Source organism: Heyndrickxia sp. FSL K6-6286, assembly GCF_038630395.1.
Lineage (GTDB): Bacteria > Bacillota > Bacilli > Bacillales > Bacillaceae_C > Heyndrickxia > Heyndrickxia oleronia.
In genome coordinates this window covers 4869678-4895000 of the sequence record NZ_CP152029.1, presented here as the reverse complement: position 1 = coordinate 4895000, position 25323 = coordinate 4869678, and the positions used below count along the sequence as shown (strand labels likewise).

28 protein-coding genes (1 of these 28 cut by a window edge) are annotated in these 25323 nt (G+C 34.5%); 24 read left to right on the top strand and 4 right to left on the bottom strand.

Annotated features, from left to right (window positions below):
• The 4 genes in view from tsaE to tsaD are tightly spaced (each overlapping or abutting the next) and all read left to right on the top strand, a layout consistent with a single transcriptional unit that may run on beyond the window.
• A protein-coding gene (gene tsaE / locus MHI39_RS24535) for a tRNA (adenosine(37)-N6)-threonylcarbamoyltransferase complex ATPase subunit type 1 TsaE (RefSeq protein ID WP_071975589.1) crosses the window boundary here: on the top strand, window positions 1-213 show its 3' portion. Its footprint begins 243 nt before the window's first position; only the last 213 of its 456 coding nucleotides appear in the window; the start codon falls outside the window, past its left edge; it ends in the stop codon at window positions 211-213.
• Complete coding sequence (tsaB, locus tag MHI39_RS24530; RefSeq protein ID WP_071975588.1) at window positions 210-917, top strand: tRNA (adenosine(37)-N6)-threonylcarbamoyltransferase complex dimerization subunit type 1 TsaB; 708 nt, start codon at window positions 210-212, stop codon at window positions 915-917. Before tsaE ends, tsaB begins: the two co-directional genes overlap by 4 nt.
• The gene (rimI, locus tag MHI39_RS24525) at window positions 914-1372 is read left to right on the top strand and encodes a ribosomal protein S18-alanine N-acetyltransferase (protein WP_058006444.1); all 459 of its coding nucleotides are present in this window, start codon (window positions 914-916) and stop codon (window positions 1370-1372) included. Before tsaB ends, rimI begins: the two co-directional genes overlap by 4 nt.
• Window positions 1372-2391 carry a tRNA (adenosine(37)-N6)-threonylcarbamoyltransferase complex transferase subunit TsaD gene (gene tsaD, locus MHI39_RS24520; protein ID WP_071975587.1) on the top strand — a complete coding sequence of 340 codons (1020 nt, stop codon included), beginning with the start codon at window positions 1372-1374 and terminating at the stop codon, window positions 2389-2391. The genes rimI and tsaD overlap by 1 nt, the downstream gene beginning before the upstream one ends.
• Before the next feature lie 528 nt (window positions 2392-2919).
• Here the strand turns inward: tsaD and MHI39_RS24515 are convergent.
• Window positions 2920-4851: an ABC-F family ATP-binding cassette domain-containing protein gene (locus tag MHI39_RS24515; protein WP_071975586.1), complete on the bottom strand. Its 1932-nt coding sequence runs from the start codon at window positions 4849-4851 to the stop codon at window positions 2920-2922.
• A 126-nt stretch (window positions 4852-4977) separates the two neighbouring features.
• Between MHI39_RS24515 and moaC the strand changes: the two genes are divergently transcribed.
• The 4 genes from moaC (at window position 4978) to tatC (ending at window position 7311) form a co-directional block, all read left to right on the top strand.
• The gene (gene moaC, locus MHI39_RS24510) at window positions 4978-5469 is read left to right on the top strand and encodes a cyclic pyranopterin monophosphate synthase MoaC (protein WP_259548388.1); all 492 of its coding nucleotides are present in this window, start codon (window positions 4978-4980) and stop codon (window positions 5467-5469) included.
• 78 nt (window positions 5470-5547) lie between these two features.
• Window positions 5548-6207: a redox-sensing transcriptional repressor Rex gene (locus MHI39_RS24505; RefSeq protein WP_251340523.1), complete on the top strand. Its 660-nt coding sequence runs from the start codon at window positions 5548-5550 to the stop codon at window positions 6205-6207.
• Between the two features lie 65 nt (window positions 6208-6272).
• The gene (gene tatA, locus MHI39_RS24500; RefSeq protein WP_058006449.1) at window positions 6273-6461 is read left to right on the top strand and encodes a twin-arginine translocase TatA/TatE family subunit; all 189 of its coding nucleotides are present in this window, start codon (window positions 6273-6275) and stop codon (window positions 6459-6461) included.
• Between the two features lie 94 nt (window positions 6462-6555).
• A complete protein-coding gene (gene tatC, locus MHI39_RS24495) occupies window positions 6556-7311 on the top strand; it encodes a twin-arginine translocase subunit TatC (protein ID WP_259548387.1) in 756 nt (251 codons plus the stop codon).
• Between the two features lie 77 nt (window positions 7312-7388).
• On the opposite strand, the gene MHI39_RS24490 is transcribed toward tatC, so the two are convergent.
• Window positions 7389-7583: a YdiK family protein gene (locus MHI39_RS24490; RefSeq protein ID WP_259548386.1), complete on the bottom strand. Its 195-nt coding sequence runs from the start codon at window positions 7581-7583 to the stop codon at window positions 7389-7391.
• Window positions 7580-8311 (bottom strand): CPBP family intramembrane glutamic endopeptidase, encoded by a 732-nt coding sequence (locus MHI39_RS24485; protein ID WP_342540423.1) that lies wholly within the window; start codon window positions 8309-8311, stop codon window positions 7580-7582. The genes MHI39_RS24490 and MHI39_RS24485 overlap by 4 nt, the downstream gene beginning before the upstream one ends.
• 310 nt (window positions 8312-8621) lie before the next feature.
• Here MHI39_RS24485 and groES point away from each other — a divergent pair, with 310 nt between their 5' ends.
• From groES to MHI39_RS24435, 10 genes are all read left to right on the top strand, one after another.
• Window positions 8622-8906: a co-chaperone GroES gene (gene groES / locus MHI39_RS24480; RefSeq protein ID WP_058006452.1), complete on the top strand. Its 285-nt coding sequence runs from the start codon at window positions 8622-8624 to the stop codon at window positions 8904-8906.
• Between the two features lie 151 nt (window positions 8907-9057).
• Window positions 9058-10689, top strand: coding sequence for a chaperonin GroEL (gene groL, locus MHI39_RS24475; RefSeq protein WP_251340520.1), 1632 nt, complete (start codon window positions 9058-9060; stop codon window positions 10687-10689).
• Window positions 10690-11261: 572 nt separating this feature from the next.
• Window positions 11262-11588, top strand: a complete 327-nt coding sequence (locus MHI39_RS24470; protein ID WP_259548384.1) for a PadR family transcriptional regulator — start codon at window positions 11262-11264, stop codon at window positions 11586-11588.
• Complete coding sequence (locus MHI39_RS24465) at window positions 11585-12232, top strand: permease prefix domain 1-containing protein (protein WP_259548382.1); 648 nt, start codon at window positions 11585-11587, stop codon at window positions 12230-12232. The genes MHI39_RS24470 and MHI39_RS24465 overlap by 4 nt, the downstream gene beginning before the upstream one ends.
• A gap of 24 nt (window positions 12233-12256) precedes the next feature.
• On the top strand, window positions 12257-12553 hold the full coding sequence (locus MHI39_RS24460; RefSeq protein ID WP_259548380.1) for a hypothetical protein: 297 nt from the start codon (window positions 12257-12259) through the stop codon (window positions 12551-12553).
• Window positions 12554-12727: 174 nt separating this feature from the next.
• A complete protein-coding gene (locus MHI39_RS24455) occupies window positions 12728-13150 on the top strand; it encodes an NUDIX domain-containing protein (RefSeq protein ID WP_259548378.1) in 423 nt (140 codons plus the stop codon).
• An 828-nt stretch (window positions 13151-13978) separates the two neighbouring features.
• Complete coding sequence (locus MHI39_RS24450) at window positions 13979-14320, top strand: PadR family transcriptional regulator (RefSeq protein WP_259548377.1); 342 nt, start codon at window positions 13979-13981, stop codon at window positions 14318-14320.
• Window positions 14317-14829, top strand: a complete 513-nt coding sequence (locus tag MHI39_RS24445) for a hypothetical protein (RefSeq protein ID WP_259548375.1) — start codon at window positions 14317-14319, stop codon at window positions 14827-14829. Before MHI39_RS24450 ends, MHI39_RS24445 begins: the two co-directional genes overlap by 4 nt.
• 5 nt (window positions 14830-14834) lie before the next feature.
• On the top strand, window positions 14835-16298 hold the full coding sequence (locus MHI39_RS24440; RefSeq protein ID WP_342540422.1) for a serine hydrolase domain-containing protein: 1464 nt from the start codon (window positions 14835-14837) through the stop codon (window positions 16296-16298).
• Window positions 16299-16492: 194 nt separating this feature from the next.
• A complete protein-coding gene (locus MHI39_RS24435; RefSeq protein WP_342541486.1) occupies window positions 16493-17761 on the top strand; it encodes a DHA2 family efflux MFS transporter permease subunit in 1269 nt (422 codons plus the stop codon).
• 223 nt (window positions 17762-17984) lie between these two features.
• Here the strand turns inward: MHI39_RS24435 and MHI39_RS24430 are convergent, their stop codons facing one another.
• Window positions 17985-18995, bottom strand: a complete 1011-nt coding sequence (locus MHI39_RS24430; protein ID WP_342540421.1) for a DUF3231 family protein — start codon at window positions 18993-18995, stop codon at window positions 17985-17987.
• A 761-nt stretch (window positions 18996-19756) separates the two neighbouring features.
• Here MHI39_RS24430 and MHI39_RS24425 point away from each other — a divergent pair.
• The 6 genes from MHI39_RS24425 (at window position 19757) to MHI39_RS24400 (ending at window position 25321) form a co-directional block, all read left to right on the top strand.
• Window positions 19757-20593: a flagella basal body P-ring formation protein FlgA gene (locus MHI39_RS24425; protein WP_342540420.1), complete on the top strand. Its 837-nt coding sequence runs from the start codon at window positions 19757-19759 to the stop codon at window positions 20591-20593.
• Between the two features lie 42 nt (window positions 20594-20635).
• A complete protein-coding gene (locus MHI39_RS24420) occupies window positions 20636-21784 on the top strand; it encodes an AAA family ATPase (RefSeq protein ID WP_342540419.1) in 1149 nt (382 codons plus the stop codon).
• 33 nt (window positions 21785-21817) lie between these two features.
• Window positions 21818-23194, top strand: a complete 1377-nt coding sequence (locus MHI39_RS24415; protein ID WP_280618843.1) for a CpaF family protein — start codon at window positions 21818-21820, stop codon at window positions 23192-23194.
• Window positions 23166-24095 (top strand): type II secretion system F family protein, encoded by a 930-nt coding sequence (locus MHI39_RS24410; protein WP_251340513.1) that lies wholly within the window; start codon window positions 23166-23168, stop codon window positions 24093-24095. The genes MHI39_RS24415 and MHI39_RS24410 overlap by 29 nt, the downstream gene beginning before the upstream one ends.
• Before the next feature lie 4 nt (window positions 24096-24099).
• On the top strand, window positions 24100-25038 hold the full coding sequence (locus tag MHI39_RS24405; RefSeq protein WP_342540418.1) for a type II secretion system F family protein: 939 nt from the start codon (window positions 24100-24102) through the stop codon (window positions 25036-25038).
• 64 nt (window positions 25039-25102) lie between these two features.
• Window positions 25103-25321, top strand: coding sequence for a hypothetical protein (locus MHI39_RS24400; RefSeq protein ID WP_058006696.1), 219 nt, complete (start codon window positions 25103-25105; stop codon window positions 25319-25321).
• Window positions 25322-25323 lie beyond the last annotated feature (2 nt).

Here is a 25323-nt window from a genome sequence, read left to right as displayed (position 1 = left end):
CGTTTACAGGATTCAAGTGAGGATTTGGGCTTTGATGAGTATTTTGAAGGTGAGGGTGTAACCATTGTAGAGTGGGCACACTTAATTGAGGATCAACTGCCCGATGAATATTTATCTATTTCCATCTATAGAATTGGGGATGAAGAACGGAAGTTTGAATTAAAGCCATTTGGTAAACGCTATGAATTATTGTGTGAGGAGCTATTTGTATGAAAGTACTAGCAATTGATACATCTAATAATCCTCTAGGGATTGCTTTATTAGATGAAAATAAAGTAATAGGAGAATATATCACTAATTTAAAGAAAAATCACAGCATTCGGGTGATGCCAGCGATTCAACAACTGATGACTGACTGTGAGATAGAACCATCAAAATTAGATAAAATCGTTGTTGCAAAAGGTCCAGGTTCCTATACGGGAGTAAGAATTGGTGTAACCATTGCAAAAACATTGGCATGGAGTTTAAATATCCCATTGGTGGGAGTTTCAAGTCTTAAACTCTTAGCTGCTAGTGTTCGTTATTTCCCTGGGTTTGTGTCTCCTCTATTCGATGCACGAAGAGGACAAATTTATACTGGTCTTTATCGTTATAATGGTTTAACTTTTGAAACGGAAATAGATGATTGTAACGTATTAACAGTTGATTGGGTTGACAGGCTAGAAAAACTAGACTCTCCAATTTTATTTATTGGAAATGATGTTTCTTTACATAAAGAGATATTAATCGAAAAGCTAGGAGATAAAGCAGTCTTTGCTGAATTTACAGAAAATAATCCTAGACCAAGTGAACTAGGTTTATTAGGGATGAACATAGCTGGAGAAGAAATTCATACCTTTGTTCCTAATTACATCCGTTTAGTGGAAGCAGAAGCAAAATGGTTAGATTCCCAAAAAAGTGATGGGAAAAAAGAATGAGAAAAAGTATGATGGATATTCAATTAAGAAAAGCGACATTAGCAGATTTAGATGGAATTATGGAAGTAGAAGTACAATCATTTACCTTACCTTGGTCAAGAGAAGCTTTTTATAATGAATTTGTAAAAAACCATTTTGCTGTTTATTTTGTACTTGAGGATAAAGAAAGAATTATAGGCTATTGTGGAGTCTGGCTTGTTGTTGATGAAGCCCATATAACAAATATAGCTGTTCTACCTGAGTATCGGGGGCAAAAATTAGGAGAATTATTATTAAGAAGTATGATGGAATTCGCAAGTGAATCTGGAGCAAAGTCAATGACATTAGAAGTAAGGGTAAGTAATACAATTGCTCAATCCTTATATAAGAAATTGGGATTCTTCGAGGGTGGAATAAGAAAGAACTACTACTCTGACAACCAAGAGGATGCCTTAGTAATGTGGGTGAATTTATAATGAAAAAAGACTTAATTATTTTAGGGATAGAAACAAGTTGTGATGAAACAGCGGCGGCAGTAGTAAAGAATGGACGGGAAATTGTATCAAATGTTATTGCTTCGCAAATAGAAAGTCATAAGAGATTTGGGGGAGTTGTTCCTGAACTAGCTTCACGACATCATGTGGAGCAAATTACTCTAGTGATTGAAGAAGCTTTGAAAAAGGCTGAACTATCCTTTGAGGATATTGATGCAATTGCAGTGACAGAAGGACCTGGGCTGGTTGGTGCTCTGCTTGTTGGTGTGAATGCTGCTAAGGCTATTGCCTTTTCGAGAAATATTCCATTGGTTGGTGTGCACCATATTGCTGGTCATATATATGCAAACAGACTGGTAAAGGAAATGAGTTTCCCACTGTTATCACTCGTCGTGTCTGGTGGTCATACGGAATTGGTGCTGATGAAGGAGCATGGAGATTTTAAAGTCATTGGTGAAACAAGGGATGATGCAGCAGGAGAAGCATACGATAAAGTGGCAAGAACCCTTCATCTTCCTTATCCTGGTGGCCCACATATTGATCGTCTTGCGCATGAGGGGACAGCAACAATTGATTTACCAAGAGCATGGTTAGAAGATGATTCATATGACTTTAGTTTTAGCGGTTTGAAATCTGCCGTTATAAACACGTTGCATAATGCAGAACAAAAAGGGATATCTATCGATCCAAAAAATATGGCGGCTAGCTTTCAGGCGAGTGTGATTGATGTACTAGTGACAAAAACCTTAAAAGCTGCAAAGGAATTTAAGGTGAAGCAAGTTTTATTATCGGGTGGCGTAGCAGCAAATAAAGGTTTAAGAGAAGAATTAGATAAAGCGTTCGCTACAATAATGGATATTGAATTAGTTATTCCTCCTCTAGTGTTATGTACTGATAATGCAGCTATGATTGCTGCAGCCGGAAGTATACTTTATGAAAAAGGAAAACGAAGCCAGTATTCTTTAAATGCAAATCCAAGTTTAGATATAGAACATTTTTGAGGCATGTGACCACATGCTTCTTTTTTTTTAGTTCTTTTCTCAAATATTGTTGCTGTTAACTGCAGGACCAAAAGCCAGTTGGTCTTTTATAAAAGGAACAAGTACAAAACAACCTTTTTAGTAATGTAAAAAGTAAATATGGAAAAAATTATCCACATGTGAATAAGTGGGATGCGAACAGTTGTTGTTGTGCACATTATGTGGATATCTTGTGTATAAGTTAATTGGCGTGTGAATAAATAATTGACCAAATAGTATGTTTTCTGTGGATAATGTGTATAAGTCTGTTGATAATCTGATGAAACTACAAATAATAACACTTTTATATAGGAATAAATAATAAAAAACTGTGGACAATCATGTGGAAAAAGATATAGAGACAAGTTGTTTAGGAGAAATGATCGTTAATCTTTTTAGGTACTATGGTTCAATTTCAAGTAGTATGTATAACTGTTATAGGTATAAAACAAGGATGTCTATAAGGAATAAGTTCCTTTAGACACCCTTTGTTTTATGTCTTCTCAATATCTATTCATTACTTTCTTCTATTTCGGCCCACTCAGACATTAATTCATCAATGTCGGTTTTGAGTTTTTCAATTTCAGCGTTTATCTCAGTAACTTTTTCATGATCCTGATATATGTTAGGATCACATAATAATTCCTCTTTTTGTTGCAACTCATTTTCATATTGTTCAATCGTAGATTCGATCTCTTCAATTCTTCTTTTACGTTGTCTTTCTAGTTTTTTAGCTTCTTTATCTAGCTGATAGGATTGCCTTGCAGTATTCGGTTTATCTTCTACCAGTTTCTGACCTTCGTTTTTAAGTTTTTTTAATTCCAATAATTCCAGTTGCTTTTCAATATAGTAATCATAATCTCCAAGAAACTCTGTTGTACTTTCCTTAGAAAGCTCAATCACTTTGGTTGCTAATCTGTTAATAAAATAGCGGTCATGAGATACGAATAGGATAGTTCCAGGATAATCAATTAAGGCATTTTCGAGTACTTCTTTACTATCTAAATCCAGATGGTTAGTCGGTTCATCGAGAATGAGGAAGTTTGCTCTTTGCATTAAAAGCTTGGATAATGCAAGTCTAGCTTTTTCTCCACCACTTAAGCTGGAAACCGTTTTTAGTACATCGTCTCCTGTAAATAAAAAGTTGCCTAATACAGTACGTATTTCTTTTTCATCTTTCAATGGATAGTCATCCCAAAGTTCATTTAACACTGTTTTATTGGATGTCAGATTCGCTTGTTCCTGATCATAATAACCAATTGTTACATTGGAACCATAAGAAATATTCCCCGATAATAGCGTTAGTTTTTTAATGATACTTTTTAGAAGAGTTGATTTCCCGACACCGTTAGGACCAACTAATGCAATACTATCGCCTTTTTTGATTGCAAGCTGGATCCCTTTAGCGATAATGTTGTCTTCATAACCAATTGCACCGTTTACCAGGTTTAATACCTCATTTCCACTTTGTCGTTCGATGTCAAATGTGAAATTAGCTGATTTTTCATCACCGAGAGGTTTATCCATTATTGTCATCTTTTCAAGCTGTTTTCTTCTACTTTGAGCTCTTTTAGTTGTAGATGCTCTTGCTAGATTTCGTTGTATAAAATCTTGAAGTTTCGCAACTTCTTCTTGTTGTTTTTCATATTGTTTGAAATCACGCTCATACTGTTCTGCTTTTTGAACTAAGTATTGACTGTAATTACCGTGAAATTTTTGTATAGAATGGCGTGAGAGTTCATAGACTTGATTAACTACTTTATCTAAGAAATAACGATCATGAGAAACAATTAGAATTGCACCATCATATCCTTGTAGATACTGTTCTAACCAAGAGAGTGTGTCAATATCCAAGTGGTTTGTAGGCTCGTCCAAAATCAATACATCAGGTTTCGTTAAAAGTAGCTTGGCAAGTGCTAGGCGAGTTTTTTGACCACCACTTAGTGTTTCAATCATTGTCGAATAGTCAAAAGTATCAAAGCGTAAGCCATGAAGCACAGAACGAATATCTGCTTCGTATTGATAACCACCAGAATCTTTAAATTTAACCTGTAAACGATCATATTCAGATAGAATTTTTTGATGGAGATCAGGGTTTTCATAGTAGGTAGGATCAGCGATTTTTTGCTCCAGTTCTCTTAATTGTGTCTCCATTTTTTGCAAATCTTTAAAAACAGTTAACATTTCATCCCATATTGATAATGATGATTCCAAACCTGTATTTTGAGCAAGATATCCGATTGAGACATCTTTTGGTTTCATGATCTCTCCAGAATCAAGAGATAGTTGACCAGAAATAATTTTTAATAAGGTGGACTTACCCGCACCGTTTCGTCCAACTAGAGCAATACGATCTCTCGTTTGAATTTCTAGCTTTATATTCGATAAAATAAGTTCAGCACCAAAATGTTTTGTTAGTTGTTGAACTTGTAATAAAATCATAGTTTTTTCACCTCATCTATATAGGTAGTTTAACTTATTGACGAGTGTTTCGGCAATGAAACACATTAATTAGATGAAGGACAATACCTATAAAATAGTGTATGATGAAGAGAGAGGTGTTTGAAAATGTCCAAGCTTACACATTTTAATGAACAAGGTCGAGCGAAGATGGTTGATGTAAGTGCTAAGCCTGAAACTATTCGAACCGCTTTTGCTACATCGAGTGTAGAATTAAGCCATGAATTATATCATTTAATTCATGATAATAAAATGAAAAAAGGTGATGTTTTAGCGGTTGCTCAGGTAGCTGGAATTATGGCTGCAAAAAAAACATCGGATATAATTCCAATGTGCCATCCGATACTAATAAATGGGGTAAACATTGAGTTCGCTTGGGAACAGAAAAATGAACTTCAATATATCCTAAAGATCAATGCCACTGTTAAGACAAAAGGAAATACCGGTGTTGAGATGGAAGCTTTGACAGCAGCATCCGTATCAGCTCTAACGGTATATGATATGTGTAAGGCGGTAGACAAAGGAATTGTCATTGGACCAACATTTTTAGTAGAGAAAACTGGTGGTGTATCAAGCGCTGATTTTCAAAGGAATAGGTGAAACACTGAGCAAGTGAACGGTAAATTTACATGATATTTCCTTTTCGCTTATGTACTAGAGACTTATGGGGGAGTGCGTATGAATGAAGAGCAAATAAAGATACCTCAAGCAACGGCAAAAAGATTGCCACTTTATTATCGATTTCTGAAAAATTTACATTCATCCGGTAAACAGCGTGTATCATCTGCAGAATTAAGTGAAGCGGTAAAAGTAGATTCCGCAACTATCCGCAGAGATTTTTCCTATTTTGGGGCTCTTGGAAAAAAAGGATATGGCTATAATGTAAATTATTTATTGTCGTTTTTTAGGAAAACATTAGATCAGGATGAAGTAACAAAAGTAGCGTTAATTGGCGTGGGTAATTTAGGTACTGCTTTTTTAAATTATAACTTTATGAAGAATAATAATACAAAAATAGAAATTGCATTTGAGGTCGATCCTGACAAGGTGGGTAAAAAAGTAGGACAAGTACCTGTCTATCATTTAGATGAACTTGTACCACGTTTGATCGAGGAAGACATCAGTGTCGTTATACTTACTATACCAGCAGAGGTTGCTCAAGGGGTTACTGACGAAGTAACTAAATCCAATGTAAAAGGTATATTAAATTTTACACCGGCTAGACTAAATGTACCTTCATCAATTCGGGTGCACCATATAGATCTAGCTGTTGAATTGCAATCATTAGTTTACTTTTTAAAGCACTATCCAAATGACACGGAAAATTCACAAGACTAACTATAATTAATAATGGATTCTCGTCACGAATTGCTTTATGATGATACTATGAGGAGGTGGGCTTGATGGGACCAGGAATTGGAAGTATTATTCTCATTGTCATTATAGCCTTACTAGTTTTCGGACCGAAAAAATTACCCCAATTAGGCAGAGCTGCAGGGGATACATTAAAAGAATTTAAAAACGCTACAAAAGGCTTAGCAGATGAAGAAGAAGATAAGCCAAAAACAGAAAGTAAAGATCAAGTAAAATAAATCTCGTTTTCTTAATACTAGGTTTTGGCATCTTTTCATTACAACAGAAATGATAGTAAGGAAAGAGTCTAAGTAAATGTTAGGATGAAATTATATGAGTCAAAAAGACATGACGATTTTTGAACATATATCTGAGTTAAGGAAACGACTGTTTGTTATAGTCGTTTTCTTTATCTTGGCTGTAGTAGTGAGCTTTTTTCTATCACAACCACTCATACGCTATCTTCAGGAATCAGATTTAGCAAAAGAAATAACGATGAATGCTTTCCGATTAACTGATCCATTTAAAGTTTTTATGGAGATGACATTATACTTGGCGCTGGTGATTATTTTGCCTGTCATTCTCTATCAGTTATGGGCGTTTATTAGTCCTGGTTTGTATGAGAAGGAGCGAAAAGTTACATTAAGCTATATTCCCGCAGCGGTGCTGTTGTTCTTAGCTGGAATAGCTTTTTCATATTTTATCTTATTTCCGCTTATCTTAAAATTTATGATGCAGCTTTCATCACAAATGAATATAAACCCAGTTATCGGTATAAATGAATATTTCTCGTTCTTATTTCAGATTACGCTACCTTTTGGGCTTTTATTTGAACTGCCAATTGTTGTTTTATTTTTAACACGTTTAGGTATTATTACACCGATGTTTTTGGCTAAGGTACGAAAATATGCCTACTTCTTATTAATCGTTCTTGCTGCCTTTATTACACCACCGGATGTAATGTCACAAATTGTTGTAGCAATACCTTTAATGATTTTATATGAGATTAGTATCTGGCTCTCAAAAATCGGCTACCGTAAGTCAAAAGCGGCTGAATTGCAATATGAACTTGAAAGAGAATCTGAATAAAAAGAGATGTTCATAAGTTTGATACTTATGAACATCTCTTTTTTTATTACTGTTGTAAAATCATAACTGTATACTTTTTATTTTTTCTGTTGGCTTTTTTGCTTAAAGTGCAAGGTGATTAGTCGAAATCCAGAGCCATAATCAATGGTTGCTAAAAAGATAAGCATATACGCAAAAAAAGACCAACCATTTATATTCACTTGCTGAATAGCAAAGAAAGTGAACAAAGTGCCTAAAAGGCAATATACTACCCCGGATAATAATGGTCTCATGTGAAAAATCCTCCAATAAAACTTTGATTCTCAATTAATTTTTGTATTTCTTCACGATTAGCAATTTGTGCAATGACAACTAGTGTATTCATCATAACATGAGCAGTAATAGGTACGATGATCCGATTCGTCATTTTGTAAAGAAACGCGAAAGTAAATCCCATGGCAGTATATAAAAGCAAATGAGTCAATTCCATATGGGCAAGTCCGAAAATAATGGAACTAATTAGAGCCGATAGAAAAAAAGATAATCGTTTATGTAATGATCCAAAAATCACCTTACGAAATACAATTTCTTCTAATATAGGACCAATAATCGAACTTACTAGGACAACAATTGGAAAGTTTTCTATAATCGTAACGATTCTTTGCGTATTTTCAGAACCAACCTTAATTCCAATCAACTGTTCAATAATGGAGGCGATTGCTTGAGCAAAGAAGGCTAAAAAGATTCCACCTACTGCCCATAAGACTGATTTCCCAGCAGACAGCTGGTCCTTTCTTTCAGAACGCTCTTTTCTTTCTGACTTTCTTAGTAGGAGTAAAACAACTAAAAGACAGGCAAGAAAACTGAATACCATCCAAATGATTGGGGCCATTTTGATCATATAAGCTTTTGAAGCATGAAATCCGTTTACACCAATCTCATATACAATGGGGTTACAGATATAACCAGATAATTGCATGACAATATAAGCGATTAAGATAAATGCATACTCTTTTTTCACATTCATATATCCTTTCATGGTCTGTCCTAGTATCATAATTATCATTCTACTATTGAATATATATACGTTCAAATGTAAGACCTTTATTCTATTATATGTAAAAAACTTTTTAATCTATGAATAGAAAGTAAATTAGTACATAAACTTAACTGTTTACATTTCTCAATAAAAAGAAATTTATAAAAAACTTCCTCTTGAGACTTGCAAAAAGGCTTTAAATTAATTATTATAATAATTGTGTTAGCACTCATGAGTGTTGAGTGCTAATAATCATAAAAATCTACATAAATTTTTAAGGAGGTTGTTTCACTTGTTAAAACCACTTGGAGATCGCGTCGTAATTGAACTAGTAGAAACAGAAGAAAAAACTGCAAGCGGTATCGTTCTTCCTGATTCTGCAAAGGAAAAACCGCAAGAAGGTAAGGTAGTTGCTGTAGGTACTGGACGTGTTTTAGATAGCGGTGAGCGTGTTGCTCTTGAAGTATCTGAAGGCGATCGCATCATCTTCTCTAAATATGCTGGTACAGAAGTGAAATACCAAGGTAACGAATATTTAATTCTACGTGATACAGACATTTTAGCTATTGTACAATAGTTATTAACCATTTTCGTAAATAAATACTTCTTTATTGAAAAGCCTTGGCGCCCATATTGATAGGCGCCCTGACCGAGTAAAACTAATTTAAGTCTGAAGACTTTATTGAACTTCATAAACTTTTAAGAAAGAATCAAGGAGGTAATTTCAGATGGCAAAGGAAATTAAATTCAGTGAAGATGCACGCCGTGCGATGCTTCGCGGAGTTGATAAATTAGCAGACGCTGTAAAAGTAACACTTGGACCAAAAGGACGTAACGTGGTACTTGAGAAAAAATTCGGTTCACCACTAATTACAAATGATGGTGTAACAATTGCAAAAGAAATCGAATTAGAAGATGCATTCGAAAACATGGGTGCGAAGCTTGTATCTGAAGTAGCTAGCAAAACAAATGATGTTGCTGGTGACGGTACAACAACTGCAACTGTTTTAGCTCAAGCAATGATTCGTGAAGGCTTAAAGAACGTAACAGCTGGTGCAAACCCTGTCGGCATTCGTAAAGGTATCGAAAAAGCTGTACAAACAGCGGTTGAAGAACTTCAAGCCATTTCTAAACCAATCGAAGGTAAAGAATCAATCGCACAAGTTGCTGCTATTTCTGCTGCAGATGATGAAGTAGGACAATTAATTGCAGAAGCAATGGAACGTGTAGGAAATGACGGTGTCATTACAATTGAAGAATCAAAAGGCTTCACCACTGAATTAGATGTTGTAGAAGGTATGCAATTCGATCGTGGATATGCATCTCCATACATGGTAACTGATTCAGATAAAATGGAAGCAGTTCTTGACAATCCATATATCTTAATCACTGATAAAAAAATTACAAGCATTCAAGAAATCTTACCAGTTCTAGAACAAGTTGTTCAACAAGGTAAACCATTATTATTGATTGCTGAAGATGTTGAAGGTGAAGCTCTTGCTACATTAGTAGTAAACAAACTTCGTGGTACATTCAATGCAGTAGCAGTTAAAGCTCCTGGCTTTGGTGATCGTCGTAAAGCAATGCTAGAAGATATTGCTGTTCTTACTGGCGGTGAAGTAATTACTGAAGATCTTGGTCTTGATCTTAAAACTGCAACAATTGATTCTTTAGGACGCGCAGCAAAAGTTGTTGTTACAAAAGAAAACACAACAATTGTTGAAGGATCTGGAGATTCTGCAAACATCTCTGCTCGTGTAAATCAAATCCGTGTTCAATTAGAAGAAACTACTTCTGAATTTGACCGTGAAAAATTACAAGAGCGTCTTGCTAAGCTTGCTGGTGGTGTAGCAGTAATCAAAGTTGGTGCAGCTACTGAAACTGAATTAAAAGAACGCAAGCTTCGTATTGAGGATGCACTAAACTCTACTCGTGCAGCAGTAGAAGAAGGTATCGTATCCGGTGGTGGTACAGCTCTTGTAAATGTATATAACAAAGTTGCTTCTGTTTCAGCAGAAGGTGATGTAGCTACTGGTATCAACATCGTTCTTCGTGCATTAGAAGAGCCAGTTCGCCAAATTGCACACAATGCAGGTCTTGAAGGTTCTGTCATTGTTGACCGCTTAAAGAAAGAACAAGTGGGTGTTGGTTTCAACGCAGCAAATGGTGAGTGGGTAAACATGATCGAAGCTGGTATCGTAGACCCAACAAAAGTAACGCGCTATGCTCTTCAAAACGCAGCATCTGTAGCAGCAATGCTTCTTACAACTGAAGCGGTAGTTGCTGACAAACCAGAAGAAAATGCTGGTGGCGGAATGCCTGATATGAGTGGCATGGGCGGAATGGGCGGAATGATGTAATCTCCCCCCCTCGACCCTTTAGTATATAAAGGTTTGTTGGTAAAGTGAGAGTGATTTAATAACATTTTGCTAACATTGAAGATATTAAAGGAGGCTTCTCAAAAGTTCATTGAACTTTTGAGAGGCTTCTTTTTTTATTTCTTTCGTAACGTGGAGGTCCACATTTTTTCATAGCTTATCCATCTTCACCAATTGTTCAATTGTTAATCTTTCTTACATAAGCAAACTCTGTAGGCACTTTCTTAAACAGCTTCAGATCTAATGCCCTCGAAAAATTATTCTCCTGTTCTATTGTTCCCTTCCTTTGTTGTCAGAAATCCCCGATCTTTAAAATGTATAACACATCTTGATATATCTAATGTCTTTGCATATCAATAAATTTTTTTAGTTTTTTGGGCTACAAGTGTCCTTTATCTCTCATTAGATGGTGAATAATTCGTTATTTTTAGAGACAGAGTGAACAGTTAGGAAATCATAATTCATTGGTAAAAGTGGTTATTATTTCATATGTTACATTGTTATACGAGGTAAATTGTTTTACAATGTTAATGTAAAAACTTGGAGGTAATGTTATGGACAGAGAGCTGCTTAAGGGCAGTATTGAAATCTTATTACTATCATTATTAGCGGAAGCGGATTGCTATGGTTATGAAATGACAAAAAAATTACGGGTATTAAGTCATGATGCTTACCATATGAATGAAGGAACACTTTACCCTGCATTAAAGAGGCTGGAGAAAAAGGAATGTGTGACGTCGTATTGGAGTCAGGAATCGGATGGTGGTCGCAGAAAGTATTACTCTATTACTAAAACCGGGCGAACTGTTTTGGCAGAGAAGCTGCAGAATTGGAAACAAATCAATACGTTAATAGAAAATACTGTGGAGGGATTATCGTGACGAAGATCGAACAGTATGTAAAGGAAATTACCTTGGATTTGCCTGATGATGAACAGAAGGAATTAAGGGAAGAAATCTATATACACCTTCAGGACCATGTGAAAGAACTTTTAATTAAAGGATATTCTGAAGAAAAGGCGGTCCGTCATGCTATCGAATCTTTTGGTAATCAAGGTAAGTTGAATCGGGAATTAAAGAGGGCCCTTTTCCCCTTTTATAAACTAATTCGGTTCGTGTGGTGCGTTATTTTTGTTACCGGTCTTTTATGCTTTGTTTCCTATTCTGCTATGGAATACTATCATCCAGAGTTTAATAATAGTTTGCCGCTTTACAGTGTGTTGATGGCTATGTTCTTAGTAACCCTTATCGCAGGGACTGGCGAGGTTTTTTATGAAGCCCTTGCCAGTCAATTTAACACGAAATGGCTGTTAAACCCTTGGATATTCTTTTTGGTACCGTCATTGGTATTTGGCGGAATTCAAACGCCGATGCTATTTAAGCACCCAGAACAGTATCAGGACAGCTTGTTGCTGGACTTGTATGCTGTTCCAATTGGTGCATTTGCATACATTATCTCAAGGCAGCTGTTTACTTTGCTCTTTGTGCGTAATAAAAATAATTATAAGAGGACAAAGGTTAATTAAAGTTTTAGTATGGAGGTTGTTTAATTGTTTGATATTACAATGAAAAAAATGAATATACTACTTCCATTGTTATTATTAGTTATCAATCTTATATTCTCAGCTTTCCTAATTGAAGAATTAATCGATGCCTCTGATCCGAATTATGGAGTAGCTGGTTTCTTTACACCTATAATTGGTTTGATTTCTTTTATATACATTAGAAAATGTGCAGGTAAAAAGATAAATCTGTTGTTAAGGGTTTTACAACTATTTAACGGGATTTTTATTATTTTCCCTATAGCTATTTTCTTTTATGGGATCATTATCATGGTTAATTATTAATAATCGGATATTTCGAGATAAGAAATGTGCTTTTTCTAAATATAACTCTGTATTCTTGTGGATTTAAGGGCTTATATAATCGAAGAAGCGATAATAAATTCAACAAACTGGAACAATCGTATGAATATGAAAACTATACTTTATCTTTAATAACAAACAGGTAGGTATTATTGTATGAAAAATCCATATAAGATAGTTGTTGCTCTTAAAGGTTTCATTGTGAATGAAGGGAAAGTTTTGATAGTTCAACGTGAAAAAGATGATGAAATTGGCAGAGGAACTTGGGAATGTGTTGGTGGCAAAATTGAATTTGGCGAGGATTTAGAAACTGCACTTTTACGGGAAGTTCAAGAAGAAGTAGGTTTATCTGTTACAGTAGAGAAGATTTTATATGCAACCACATTCAAAACTGAACCAACGAGACAAGTTGTTATTTTGACCTATTTATGTAGTAGTAATAGTAAAGAAGCTATACTATCCAAGGAGCACTCTCATTACAAATGGGCAACTAAAGACCAATTGAGATTACTAATGCCGCAAGAAATAATAAGTGATTTCGAGAAACATAATGTTTTCTCCTTAGAAGTATTGAATTGAAAATTACTTTGGCTCTGCTTAAAATCTTGGAAAAGGCTAAGTAGCTTGAAAGCAAGAATTTGCTTTCAAGCGTTTTTCTTTTCTATAGCCTCGAACCAAGTTGCCGAATTTGGTAGAGGCGTTTTTTCTTTAATGATTTGATAAATGGAGGTATACTTTTGAGATTACTCTAGGGGGAATTCATAATATCACTTAATTCCATTTCTGCCTGTGCAATAATAGATGTGTGGTTAAAATCTCCACAAATTTGATTAAGAAAGGATATCCGGGCTGACGAGATAAATTTGTAAAACAAATCCCCCATTAAAAATACGATAGTTCGAAAAAACTAGGTTAAGGCAATCACTACTTATTTATACCTAACTGCCATTGTGGTTCAGGACATGAAGAGTGTGAAAACGGTAAGAAGTGATGCATGTATATGCCTAATTGAGTATAGTGTAAACCTAGGATTTAGTTTGAATCCCCCACCTATTTTGGACAGTCTGATTACGATAAGATACCCGCATAGTCTACCAATTTTGCAATAGTAACTATCTCCTTACCATCAATGACCTCATCTTAAACATTTTATTTTCCTTCATGATTTAGTCTTCGGCCTAGCTAGTTGAAATTCCAAAGTTTTATTCATGGGATTGTAATAGGTCATGGAGTTGCAATCGCATGGTTATTAATATCAATATTACATGCTTCACTTTAGAGAAACAAACTGGAAAAGGTAGCAAAAACAAATTTTGGGGATAGTCTTATTAAGCTTATTCAATCTTATTAATAATTTATTTCAAATATATACTTGAAAGAAGTATATATTTTTGTTAGATTTATCCTATGGATAGAACAAGTTTAATTAAAGGTCACTTAGAGATGTGTGTATTATCGATTTTGTCAAAGAATAAAAGCTATGGTTATGAAATTATGAAAGAGCTTGAAGAACACAATTTAAAACTGAAAGGAGTAGGAAGCATTTATCCCATCTTGACTAAACTTAAAGATCAGGAATGGGTTAGTACTTATCGTGAAATGACGGAAAATGGAAAAGTTAGAGTTTATTATGAGATCAATGAAAAAGGGAAAATGCATCTTCAGAAGAAAATCAATGAGTGGTTGGAATTACAACAAGATATAAAATCCCTTCTGCAAAGTGGTTTGAAAGGAGATCATTTGGAATGAATATTAAATTGAACATGGCAGAACAACAATTTTTAAACGAAGTTCTCGAAGAGCTAAAGCAATATCATATTAGTTCAAAAGATAGAAATAATATTAAACAGCAGCTTTTAGAACATATTCAGGAATCCCGTGAACTCGGGAAAGATAGTATAAAGGAATTAGGGAATTCTCATGAATTAGTCAAAGATTTTTTAGAGATTAATGGAATAGATCTTCATTCAGAAATAAAGCAAATAAGAAAATCAAAAAGTAGAACAGGAATTTTATTTGTGATAGGATTCTTTACTTTAATTCTCAGCTATCTGGGCTCTCAGCTAATATTATCTATGTTTCTAACGGAATCCTTTAATCCGCAAAGTACCAGCAATAGATATTATTATAATATCTTTTTTCAGATTTCCAATAATTCATGGTGGAATTCGTTGTTAATGATCATTAGCATGTCTATTGCTTGTTTAGTTTCGGTGCTTGTAATTAAACTTTTTTTACGAAAAATAATAATTAGGTAAAATTAATGAAAATTATAGCACTTATAACAAAATTTACATTAGTATGTTTAGTATTAATTTCGCTTATTATATTTCTACCAATTTCACAAATGTCCGCAGAACAAGACCTCAAGAGCACGCTGGATAGCTATATCAAAACCTTTTTAGAAAGTCATCGAATTCCGGGAGCCTCTATTGTTATTGTTCATGAAAATAATATTTTTTACGCCAAGGCTTGGGGGGTAACGGGAGAATCTGAGGAAAAAGTAACAACTGAAACTCCTTTTACAATAGGTTCGATAAGTAAATCATTAACCAGCTTAGCCGTAATGAAATTAATTGAAGAAGGGACCGTCCAATTAGATGATCCGGTTCAAAAGTATATTCCATGGTTTTCACTTAAAGATAAAAAAGCAGCATCCCAAATAACAATTAAACATTTACTAACGCAAACCAGTGGGATAAGTACTTATTCTGGCTTATCCATATCAGATAGAGAATCTAATGATATGGACGCAATAAAGAAAAATGTAGAAAGTTTATCAAACTTGAAGTTGACTGCCGTACCGGGAGAAAAGCATCAATATAGTAATGCTAATTTTTCAATTCTCGGTGCTCTCATTGAAGAAGTTACAAATCAAACCTATTCTGAATATATGGAGAAACAAGTTTTTTCACCATTAGGAATGAAAAATGCAGCTGCTGATTATAGCGCAGCATATAAAAAAGGATATGCAGCTGGTTACCAGTCATGGCTAGGATTCCCTCGAAATAGTGCAGTAACATATGATAACGGAGGCGCACCATATGGATACCTAACCGCAAGTGCAACAGACATGATCCAGTACATTAAGTTGCTTAGCCAGCGCGATAGTAATAATTTTTTAAGTGAAAAAACAATGAATTTATATTTGTCCCCTTATGTTCAAACTGGTGAACATCGATATTATGGTCTTGGTGTAAGAATCTCCAATCCAAACTCTAAAGAAGAAATGATATGGCATTCGGGTTCTACTCCTGATTCACGTGCAGAAGTATTTCTTATACCAGAAACCAGTTGGGGAGGTGTGATTCTTACTAATAAGAATCATATTTTAGAAGAAGAGGGACTTATATACCTAAAACAAGGGATTATCAATATATTAAATGGAGATGAGCCGTTGGATATACCTCAATCCAGTCCTATTGTTCAATTCATTTTAATAGGGATTATTACCTTGCTCCTTGTAATGTCCATTTATTTGCTTGTAAAGATTAAATCGGGAAAAACTCGTAAAACAAAGGTATGGTGCATTTCCGGAATTATTCTATTAGTTATAGCTGTTGCTATAATTCCGTTACTAATCTATAGTACTGGATCTCCATGGCATACGATAAAAGTATTTGCTGCAGATATTGCATTACTAACTAAAGTAATGGTTATCTTGATGGGGTTAAACGGTTTATTATCAATATATATTTCATTAAAAAGATTTAAGGAAGGTGTTTAGCAAAAAAACTCGGTATCCAGCTCGGCGTTCGTTTTCAGTCATCGATTTAGAAAATAACATAGTTTAATTCTTAGTTCAGGCAAACACTACTTATTCATACCTAACTGCCATTACGGTTTAGATCATGAAGTGTATGGAGATAACTGTAAAAAACATCCGTTTGAAATTGCTAACATTTTGTTAACACATCCCTTATAAAACGGGGTGTATTAATTCCCGTAACTGCTTTTTTAATGAAGCGTTTTTCAACACGTCAATTATTTATTAGCTCGATGCTATTATTGCTTTTTGGTTCTATTTTTTGTGCGATTGCAACAAATTTTTCAGTATTATTAATTGGACGTATGATCCAGGCTGCGGGTGCAGGTATAATCATGCCGCTCATGATGAGTGTCGCTATGTTTATCTTCCCACCTGAAAAAAGAGGAAGCGCAATGGGTCTATTAGGGCTAGCAATGATTTTCGCACCTGCAATAGCACCAACATTATCTGGTTTCGTGATTGAATATGTATCATGGCGTTGGTTGTTTATTGGATTAATCCCACTAGTAGGGATTGTTATTCTATTAGCATTCAAATATTTAATTAATGTCTCTGAAGGATCGAAAGCAGATTTGGATGTACTTAGTGTCATTCTATCAACAATTGGTTTTGGGCTAGTTTTATATGGATTTAGTAAAGCTGGTAGTAACGGCTGGGGCGATGCGCTGGTGTTAACAACAATTATTTTAGGTATTATTGTGTTAGTGCTATTCACCATCCGTCAATTACGCTCAAGTGATCCATTCTTAAATGTACTTGTATTCAAAAACAAGACCTTTACAATGACGTCTCTCATTAATATTATTGTAACGATGATGTTATATGCTGATATGATTTTACTCCCCATCTATTTACAAGATGGTCGAGGATTTACAGCATTTGATGCCGGACTACTCTTATTGCCAGGAGCCATCGTGAATGCGTTCTTATCTCCTGTTACCGGAAAATTGTATGACCGATATGGAGCAAAGCCACTATTTATTATAGGTTTAATTTTTGTCATTCCTTCAATGTGGGTTGTAACAGACTTAACAGAAACAACGTCATTTACTTTCTTAATGATTCGGACGATTTTCTTACGCATTGGTTTAAGCTTTATTACAATGCCACTGAACACAGCAGGTTTAAATGCTTTGCCACAAAAACTTATTACTCATGGAACGGCTGTAAACAATACGGTTCGACAAATTGCAGGGGCAATTGGTACAGCAGTGGTCGTTACGATTTATACATCGAAAGCGACGGAATATGCTGGCAGTTTAGTTAACCAAGGTGTGACAGAGAGAAGTAAGGAATTAGCTTCAATTTTTGCTTCGGGTGAATCCTACTACTTCATGATGGGGTTAGCCATTATTGCTTTAGTGATAACTTTTCTTACACCGATAAAAAGGCCTATATCTGAAAAAGTAAAAGAGAAATAAAAATAAATAGAAGCTTAAAATGATAACTAAAAGTAAATTGACACTTGAATGTACTTCAAGTGTCAGTTTATTACAGGGTTAGTACTTTCTATTTTAAATGTAGTAAAAAATTGAGATCAAAATTTATCTTTATGTATTTAATAAGATAGATTTTCCTATTAAATATTTGCTTAGCAATTCTTATTTGTTAATAAGGGAGCTATAATACTTATTAATCAAACATCTACGTTAAGTCATTTCTATCAGCAGCTTCAGGTGGCCGTTCCATCCAATCATTTTCAATCATGATACTCATGGCATCCTCAACATAAAAGCCAACATCAAGAATAAACCGAGAATACATCGCGGCTAAATCTCTTCTTCCGTTTACTGAAATAGAATTCGCATAGGATCTTATTTTCATAGCAAACATATCGATCTTATGGAATAACATTAATCTGTCAGAAAACGGGGCATATGAAGAAGTACTAACTAAATGATCCAATAAGGATGGTGACGGTAAGTGATCCTTTGATAATTTTTGCGAGCATTTTTCAATATGTTTATGTGTTAAGTCTCTTCCTCTAATAAAAAAATCTTTAACCTTTTCATTTTTAGCTACCTGACTAAATCCAATCAGAAGGGCTTTACTTACTACATCACTTTCTATATTATCATTTAGATGCGCTATCTCCAGAGCATGGAGATTCCGCACACCTCCAAAAAATCCATTTAAATAATCATTAGACCTTATAATTTTAACTTTTTCTGGATTTGGAATAATGGAGGGCTTCATTAAAAGCCCTTTCATATTTAGAATATTATTTACTTCAATTAACAGCTTTTCTGTAGAGTTAAGACAGAAAGAAAAAAAATCTCTCACATCCTGCCTTATTACCATAGGTATTGCAATAGAATAGAGGCTAAGGCCCGCTTTACTGGCATATTTCAAATAATATAGATAAAATTCATCCTCAAATAGCTTAGGGGCACCTAAATTTACATCCTGTTCACCAAACCCCAAGGGTACTGGGAAGTTATCCTGTATAAAAATCTTTTTACTTCTTTTTACCATTGTTTCACTTAGATTCAATGCATGATTTAGTATCTTTTTAATTTCTTTATCCTTGGTATGTAAAAGATAGTATGTGAGGACCCTTATAGACATGGAATTTCCCATATATGTCGCCCACAGTTTTCCCATTTCAGCCGACGTTAATTTCTCATTTAAAGAGTTATCTCTTAACATTATCATACACCACTCCAGGAAGAGTATTTTTAGTATTGTTTTAATCCATTTTAGTAAACACATGACGTTGTATGAATAATATGCACCTATAAGAATTTATTATACGATTTTTTATATTGAGGAATTATCTGTAATGCAGAATATAAGGGTATAAAAAATAACAAGATGGGTATTGTAAAAATTCATTGTGAGCATCAGTTATAATATTAAGTTCGTAGGTGGAATGGTATATTTCATTCTAACTATAAGACCCTCCTTTTGACGAAAAGTGTAAAGGAGTTTTTTAGCTTGTCTTAAAATTTCCTCCTTCTTAAAGTAACAACATAGTGAACAAAAAAACGGTAGAATTGTACTATAATTTGTAATATTTGAAATGTATATTCCGTAATTTTCCTTTTTTTCTCTCCGTAGTACCTAGTTACTTTATCTTTGTCCCATCCATTTCACCTATTAAAAAATCCTAGTTTCGAAATACCTTTAGAAAAATAGTACCAGACACCATTCGACACCGTTTTTAGTGCGATTGACCGCTACAAAAACAGGTGGTAAATACTTATATATAGGAATATACTTCCACATGAACTATTAGCTAGTAGAATTACAGTAAAAAAGACTTCCCTTATATATACCTATTATTTATAAAATATCGTTAAAAGTTAGGATTCTTCTCGAAGAAAGGAATGTAAAAGCAATGGTAGTAGTTTGCTTTTTCCTTCATGATTATAAAAATATTTACATTATTTAGGGAAAGGGAATGAGGTACAAGGATGTTAGAGTCAAAGAGAAGAGCCATAATATTTTTTATTTTATCTTTATTATTGGCGTTAACAGCGGGATTACTTGTGTTAAAAAAGGTTCAGGCAATAAATGATAATTTGGGAACCATGGTAAAAGTATATGTAGCAAAAGGGGACATTTCATCACGGGCTATCATTACTCCTGAAAATGTAACCACAGATGAAATCCCAAAGAAATATTTAAAAGACTACCATGTGACAAAAACTGAAGACTTACTTAATAAAGTTGCTGTAGTACCTTTATCCGATGGCGATATGATTACGAAAAATATTCTAAAGCAAGCATCAGCTGTAGTTGAGGAAAAAAATAGATTAGTCACTTTGATGCAATCAGATAGAGTCTATTTTGATGAACCATTAGAGGCTTTAGATCGTGTTGATATCATTGTATCAGAACGTTTTTCTGGAAAAGAAGAAACAAAGTTCTTTATGAAGGATGTAAAAGTAGCAAGAGTGGCAAAAGAAAAAAGTAAATTTAAAGGGATTCAAGTAGAAATTCCCCAATCACTAGTCCCCGAATTAATACATATGCAGAATTACGCGGACAGTGTACGTATCATTAAATCGAATGTAGGACAATCCAATGAACCCGTACAAAGTAAATTGGAAGAGAATCAAGAAGAAATAAAAGAGAACCAAGCTTCTACTGAAAATGAGGCCAAGGATAAAAAAGATAGTAATGAAAAGCAACAAAATAATCAATCACCAACAACTAAAGAAGATTCAAAAAAACAAGACCAATCTTCAAAGGCTAATACTCCAAATGAACAAGGGCAAAAATCTGAAAAAGGCGATGAAAAAAAATAATTTCAGGGTTATGAAGAGGACTGGGGTAAGGAGAGCAAAAGTATGGAGAAATCACAAAGAATTGTCATTATTGGAGAGGAAAATGATCAATATAAATTAGTAGCAGAAAGTATTGCAGAATCCTTTGAAGTTCAATTAATTGAAACACGCTATGTTCGGAATGAAGTTAAAAAGCAGGAATTAAATATAGCTATCTTATTGAATAGCAAAACAGAAAATCCGATAGATACAATTCACTATATGCGAAAAGAAAATCCTAACTTAACGATTCTTTTTATTCATGATTCACAAGACTTTGAATTATATAGAGATGTAATAAGAGCAGGGGCTACAGATTTTTTAGTGATCCCTGATGAATTGCCTTTATTGAATGATAAATTAAATAGCATGGTTTTACAAAGAAAGACAATGACAGAACTAGCTGCTACCTCGGGAACATTTCAGAGGGGGAGCGGTCAAGTCTTTGCATTCTATAGTGGAAAAGGTGGAAGTGGTAAAACCTTTTTAAGTTCATTGTTTGCTCAAACATTGAAATTAGAATCAACTGCACAGGTACTATATATAGACCTAAATCTTCAATATGGAGGGGCGGAAACGTTTCTTGGTATGGAAAGTAGTCGCTCTATCATTGATTTGAAACCAGTTATTCGGGAAATAAATGAGCATCATATACGCAATGTGGCAGAAAAAGAACCGCATTCAAAACTTGATGTACTATTAAGCCCACGTGATGCGGAATTAGCAGAAAGTATAGATGCAGAATTCATTGAGAGCCTATTAAAGGCATGTCGTAGGAGCTATGATTTTGTCATTGTTGATATTCCTTCATATATGGATGAGGTAGGTGCAGCTGTTTTAGAGGATGCGGATCGCGTATATTATGTGATGACTTTAGATACACCGGCAATCAAGGGATTAAAACATGTAGAAGTACTCTTTCAACGATTAGGTATTATTACAAATGATCGCATGGATATAGTGATTAATAACTCAGGTAGTGAAAACGAGTTAACAAAGAAGGATTTAGAGAAGTTTGTTAAATATCCTATAACTGCTCAAATACGCAGAGATGCAAAAGGTGTTCTTTCAGCAATAAACCAAGGGAATCCTGTACGTAAGGAACCGAAGGAAAAAAAGCTGATTCCTGCTGCAAAGGACATACAAAAATGGGTAACCTCGATGTTGAAATAATGGCCAATTCTTTATAAGAAGGGGGAAATGAACATGTCTTTATTTCGACGAAAAATCGATCGGCCAGAAGTTGAGGAAGCTATATCCGATGTGAATGTTCAACAATTTAACCCATATATTGATCAGTTAGTGGAACATTATAAATCTAGGTTATTGACAGAAACGAATTTAGAAACACTAATTAGTCTAGCAGAAGGTGAGAAGCGGTTAACTATTGAAAGATTGATTAACCAGTTTTTATCGGAGGAAAAAGTAGTTATTCCACGTACAGATAAGGAACTACTTTTAACTAGATTAATAGATGAAAGTGTGGGCTTTGGTCCACTTGAACCCTTTTTAAAGGACGATGAAATTACGGAAATACTAGTCAATGGACCGGATGAAGTATTTATTGAAAAAAGCGGAAGATTAGAGAAAGCAGGAGTTAAATTTAGAGACGAATCACATGTTAGACATATTATTGATCGCATTGTTGCTCCATTAGGAAGAAGAATTGATGAAAGTTCACCGATGGTTGATGCCCGATTACCAGATGGAAGCCGTGTAAATGCTGTTATTCCACCGATAAGCTTGAATGGAACACTGATCTCGATCAGGAAATTTAGAAAAGTACCTTTTGAGATGGTGGATTTAGTTGAAAATGGAACATTAACAGAGGAAATGTCTTTATTTTTAGAGGCCCTTGTTCAGGTAAAAATGAATATTCTTATTTCTGGGGGGACAGGGAGTGGTAAAACTACATTATTGAATGCAGTAGCAAAAGCTATTCCTGAGTATGAACGGGTTATAACGATTGAGGATTCTGCAGAATTAAGACTAAATCGAGCAAGTGTTGTTGGATTAGAAGCTCGGCCACCCAATGTTGAAGGGAGAGGGGATGTTACCATACGTCAGTTGGTTAAGAATGCACTTCGTATGAGACCCGATAGAATAATCGTTGGGGAAGTACGTGCTTCAGAAGCTTTTGATATGCTACAAGCGATGAATACAGGACATGAAGGATCATTAACAACTGTCCATGCAAACTCACCAGCAGATGCAATTAATCGTGTGGAAGGTATGGTTGTGATGGCAGGAATGGATTTACCGACACATATTATTCGTGAATACATCGTTGGTGCGCTTGATTACATCATTCAAGCCGATCGTTTAAGTGATGGCACACGAAGAATTACTAATATATCAGAAGTCTATGTGGATGAGAATAATAAAATACAAGTCCATGATATTTTTAGATTTCAAAGAACAGGCATCAATTCTAAAGGGCAAATTCAGGGGATATTCACTGCAACAGGTACGATTCCTAAATGTCTCGAACGATTTTCAATCAATGGTATTCAAATGGATCCAGCTATTTTCGAACCAAAAGGGGGGATTGTTTATGAGTACAGCAGTGTCCATCCTGTATAGCCTGGCTGTCTTATTCCTCTTGTGGGCATTTTATATTTATCTAGGATATCGTTCAAAAAAGCGGGCATGGGGAAATAAAGTGAATGAATGGTTCCCTGAGGAAAAAAGAAAAAGCTTTATTAGTGTAGTCGGTGACCGATTTGATCAATCAAAACAAGCAGAGGCCCTATCCAATAAATTGATTGGTGCTAATGTGCCGCTATTACCATCAGAATATTTGGGAATTCATATTTTGGGATTTTTTATCCTGTTCATTTTAATAGGGAAATTTTTTAAAACTTCAGCAAGTATAAACATACTTATTTCAATAGGTATTCTAATAGGTGCCCACTTCCTTATGTTCTATATGAGAAAAAATAAGTACGAAGAAAGGTTTAATGACCAATTATCAGATATATGTAGATTACTAGGAAGTGCAGCGAAATCTGGATTGACCATCAGCCAAGGAATCGATTTAGTCTCTAAAGAGATACCAGCACCAGCTGGTAAAGAATTCAAAGGAATATCCAATCAGTTAAAGCTTGGGGTTCCTTTAGAAATTGCTTTACGATCAATCCAAAAAAGAAATAAGTCTCGCGATTTTCAATTATTTATTTCAACCATCCTTATTCAAACGAAAACCGGAGGTAATTTAGCTGCAACCTTGGAAACAATGTCCAATACGTTAGAAGATAGGAAAATACTTAATCAGACTATTAAGACGATGACGTCAGAGCAAAGATATGTATCATTTATTGTTCCTGCTTTGCCAATCTTTATTCTATTAGTAATGAATAATGTGGTGGATGGATTTACAGATCCATTGTGGACATTACCAGGAATAATTATTTTAATATTATTTCTTTTAGGAATTATCATTTCGTTTATTCTCATAAGAAAAATTTCTGATATAAAGGTGTAAATATATGGATGCCCTTATTATATTAATGATCATTTTATTCTGGTTTACTATTTGGATGGCTGTTCGTCATTATTACGTATTTTCTAGAGAAAAGCGTGAGCTGCTTGAGCATATTTCAGATGTAACCTATACAGATGTTTTTGAAAAGAAAACAAAAAAGAAAAATCGACGAGGACGGCTTATTCAGAAGCTAACCAAATATGCGGAAGATTTTTCGGATTTAGGACAGAGAGTCAACTTTTTTAGTGAAAATCATGATGTGGAAAATTGGTTGAGAAAGTCAGGTAATTCTTACAATCTAACTGTAGAGCGATTTCAGGGATTGAAAATCTTTTTACTTATCGTTGGATTCTTTGGAGGTGTGTTATCCCTAATCATTGGTTTGCCATTTTCGCAATACTCAATTATATTTCTGCCGATTTTAGGTTATTTCTTACCTATTATAATCGTTCGTAATCAAGCAAAAAAGAGGCAACAATTGATTAGAAAGGATTTACCTGACTTTTTAGATACGATTAGTACTAGTCTTCAAGCTGGTATTAATCTAGATCAGGCATTGAGGGAGGTGATTCGTTTTTTCGATGGACCTCTAAGAGAAGAGTTTTCTCGATTTAATTATGAAATTGAATTAGGCGTCCAGAGAGAAACTGCTTATCGGAATCTGTTATCGAGAAATGATAATACTGAGTTTCAGAGTCTTATTAAGTCACTTATACAAGGTCAAAACTTAGGGGTACCTATTGCTACGACGTTTAAAATTCAGGCTGAAGATATGAGAAAACTAAGAGAAGAACAAGTAAAAGAATTAGCAGCGAAAGCCTCACCGAAAGTGACACTAGTAACAACATTTATTGTTGCACCTGTTTCGATATTGATGATTGCCGGACTAATGATATTAAACATGATATATGGGGAAAATAGTATTTTTAATATGCTTCAATAATCTAGCAATCTGATTAAATTGTAGTACTAAAAAAATAAAGATAAAAAATGTGGAGGATGACAATATGAAAAAATTAAGGGCTTTTTTATTAAAGACAAATATGAGGTTTAGTAATTTGGTGAATAACCAAAAGGGTTCACAAACACTTGAATGGATTGGTATTGCTGCTGTTGTAGTTATTGTAGTTGGATTAATCTCAACGGCATTCTCTTCAAATACTGAATTTGGAACGACTGTCCTAGATAAATTTAAAGGCTGGATTGAAAAAATGGGAGGGGAATAATT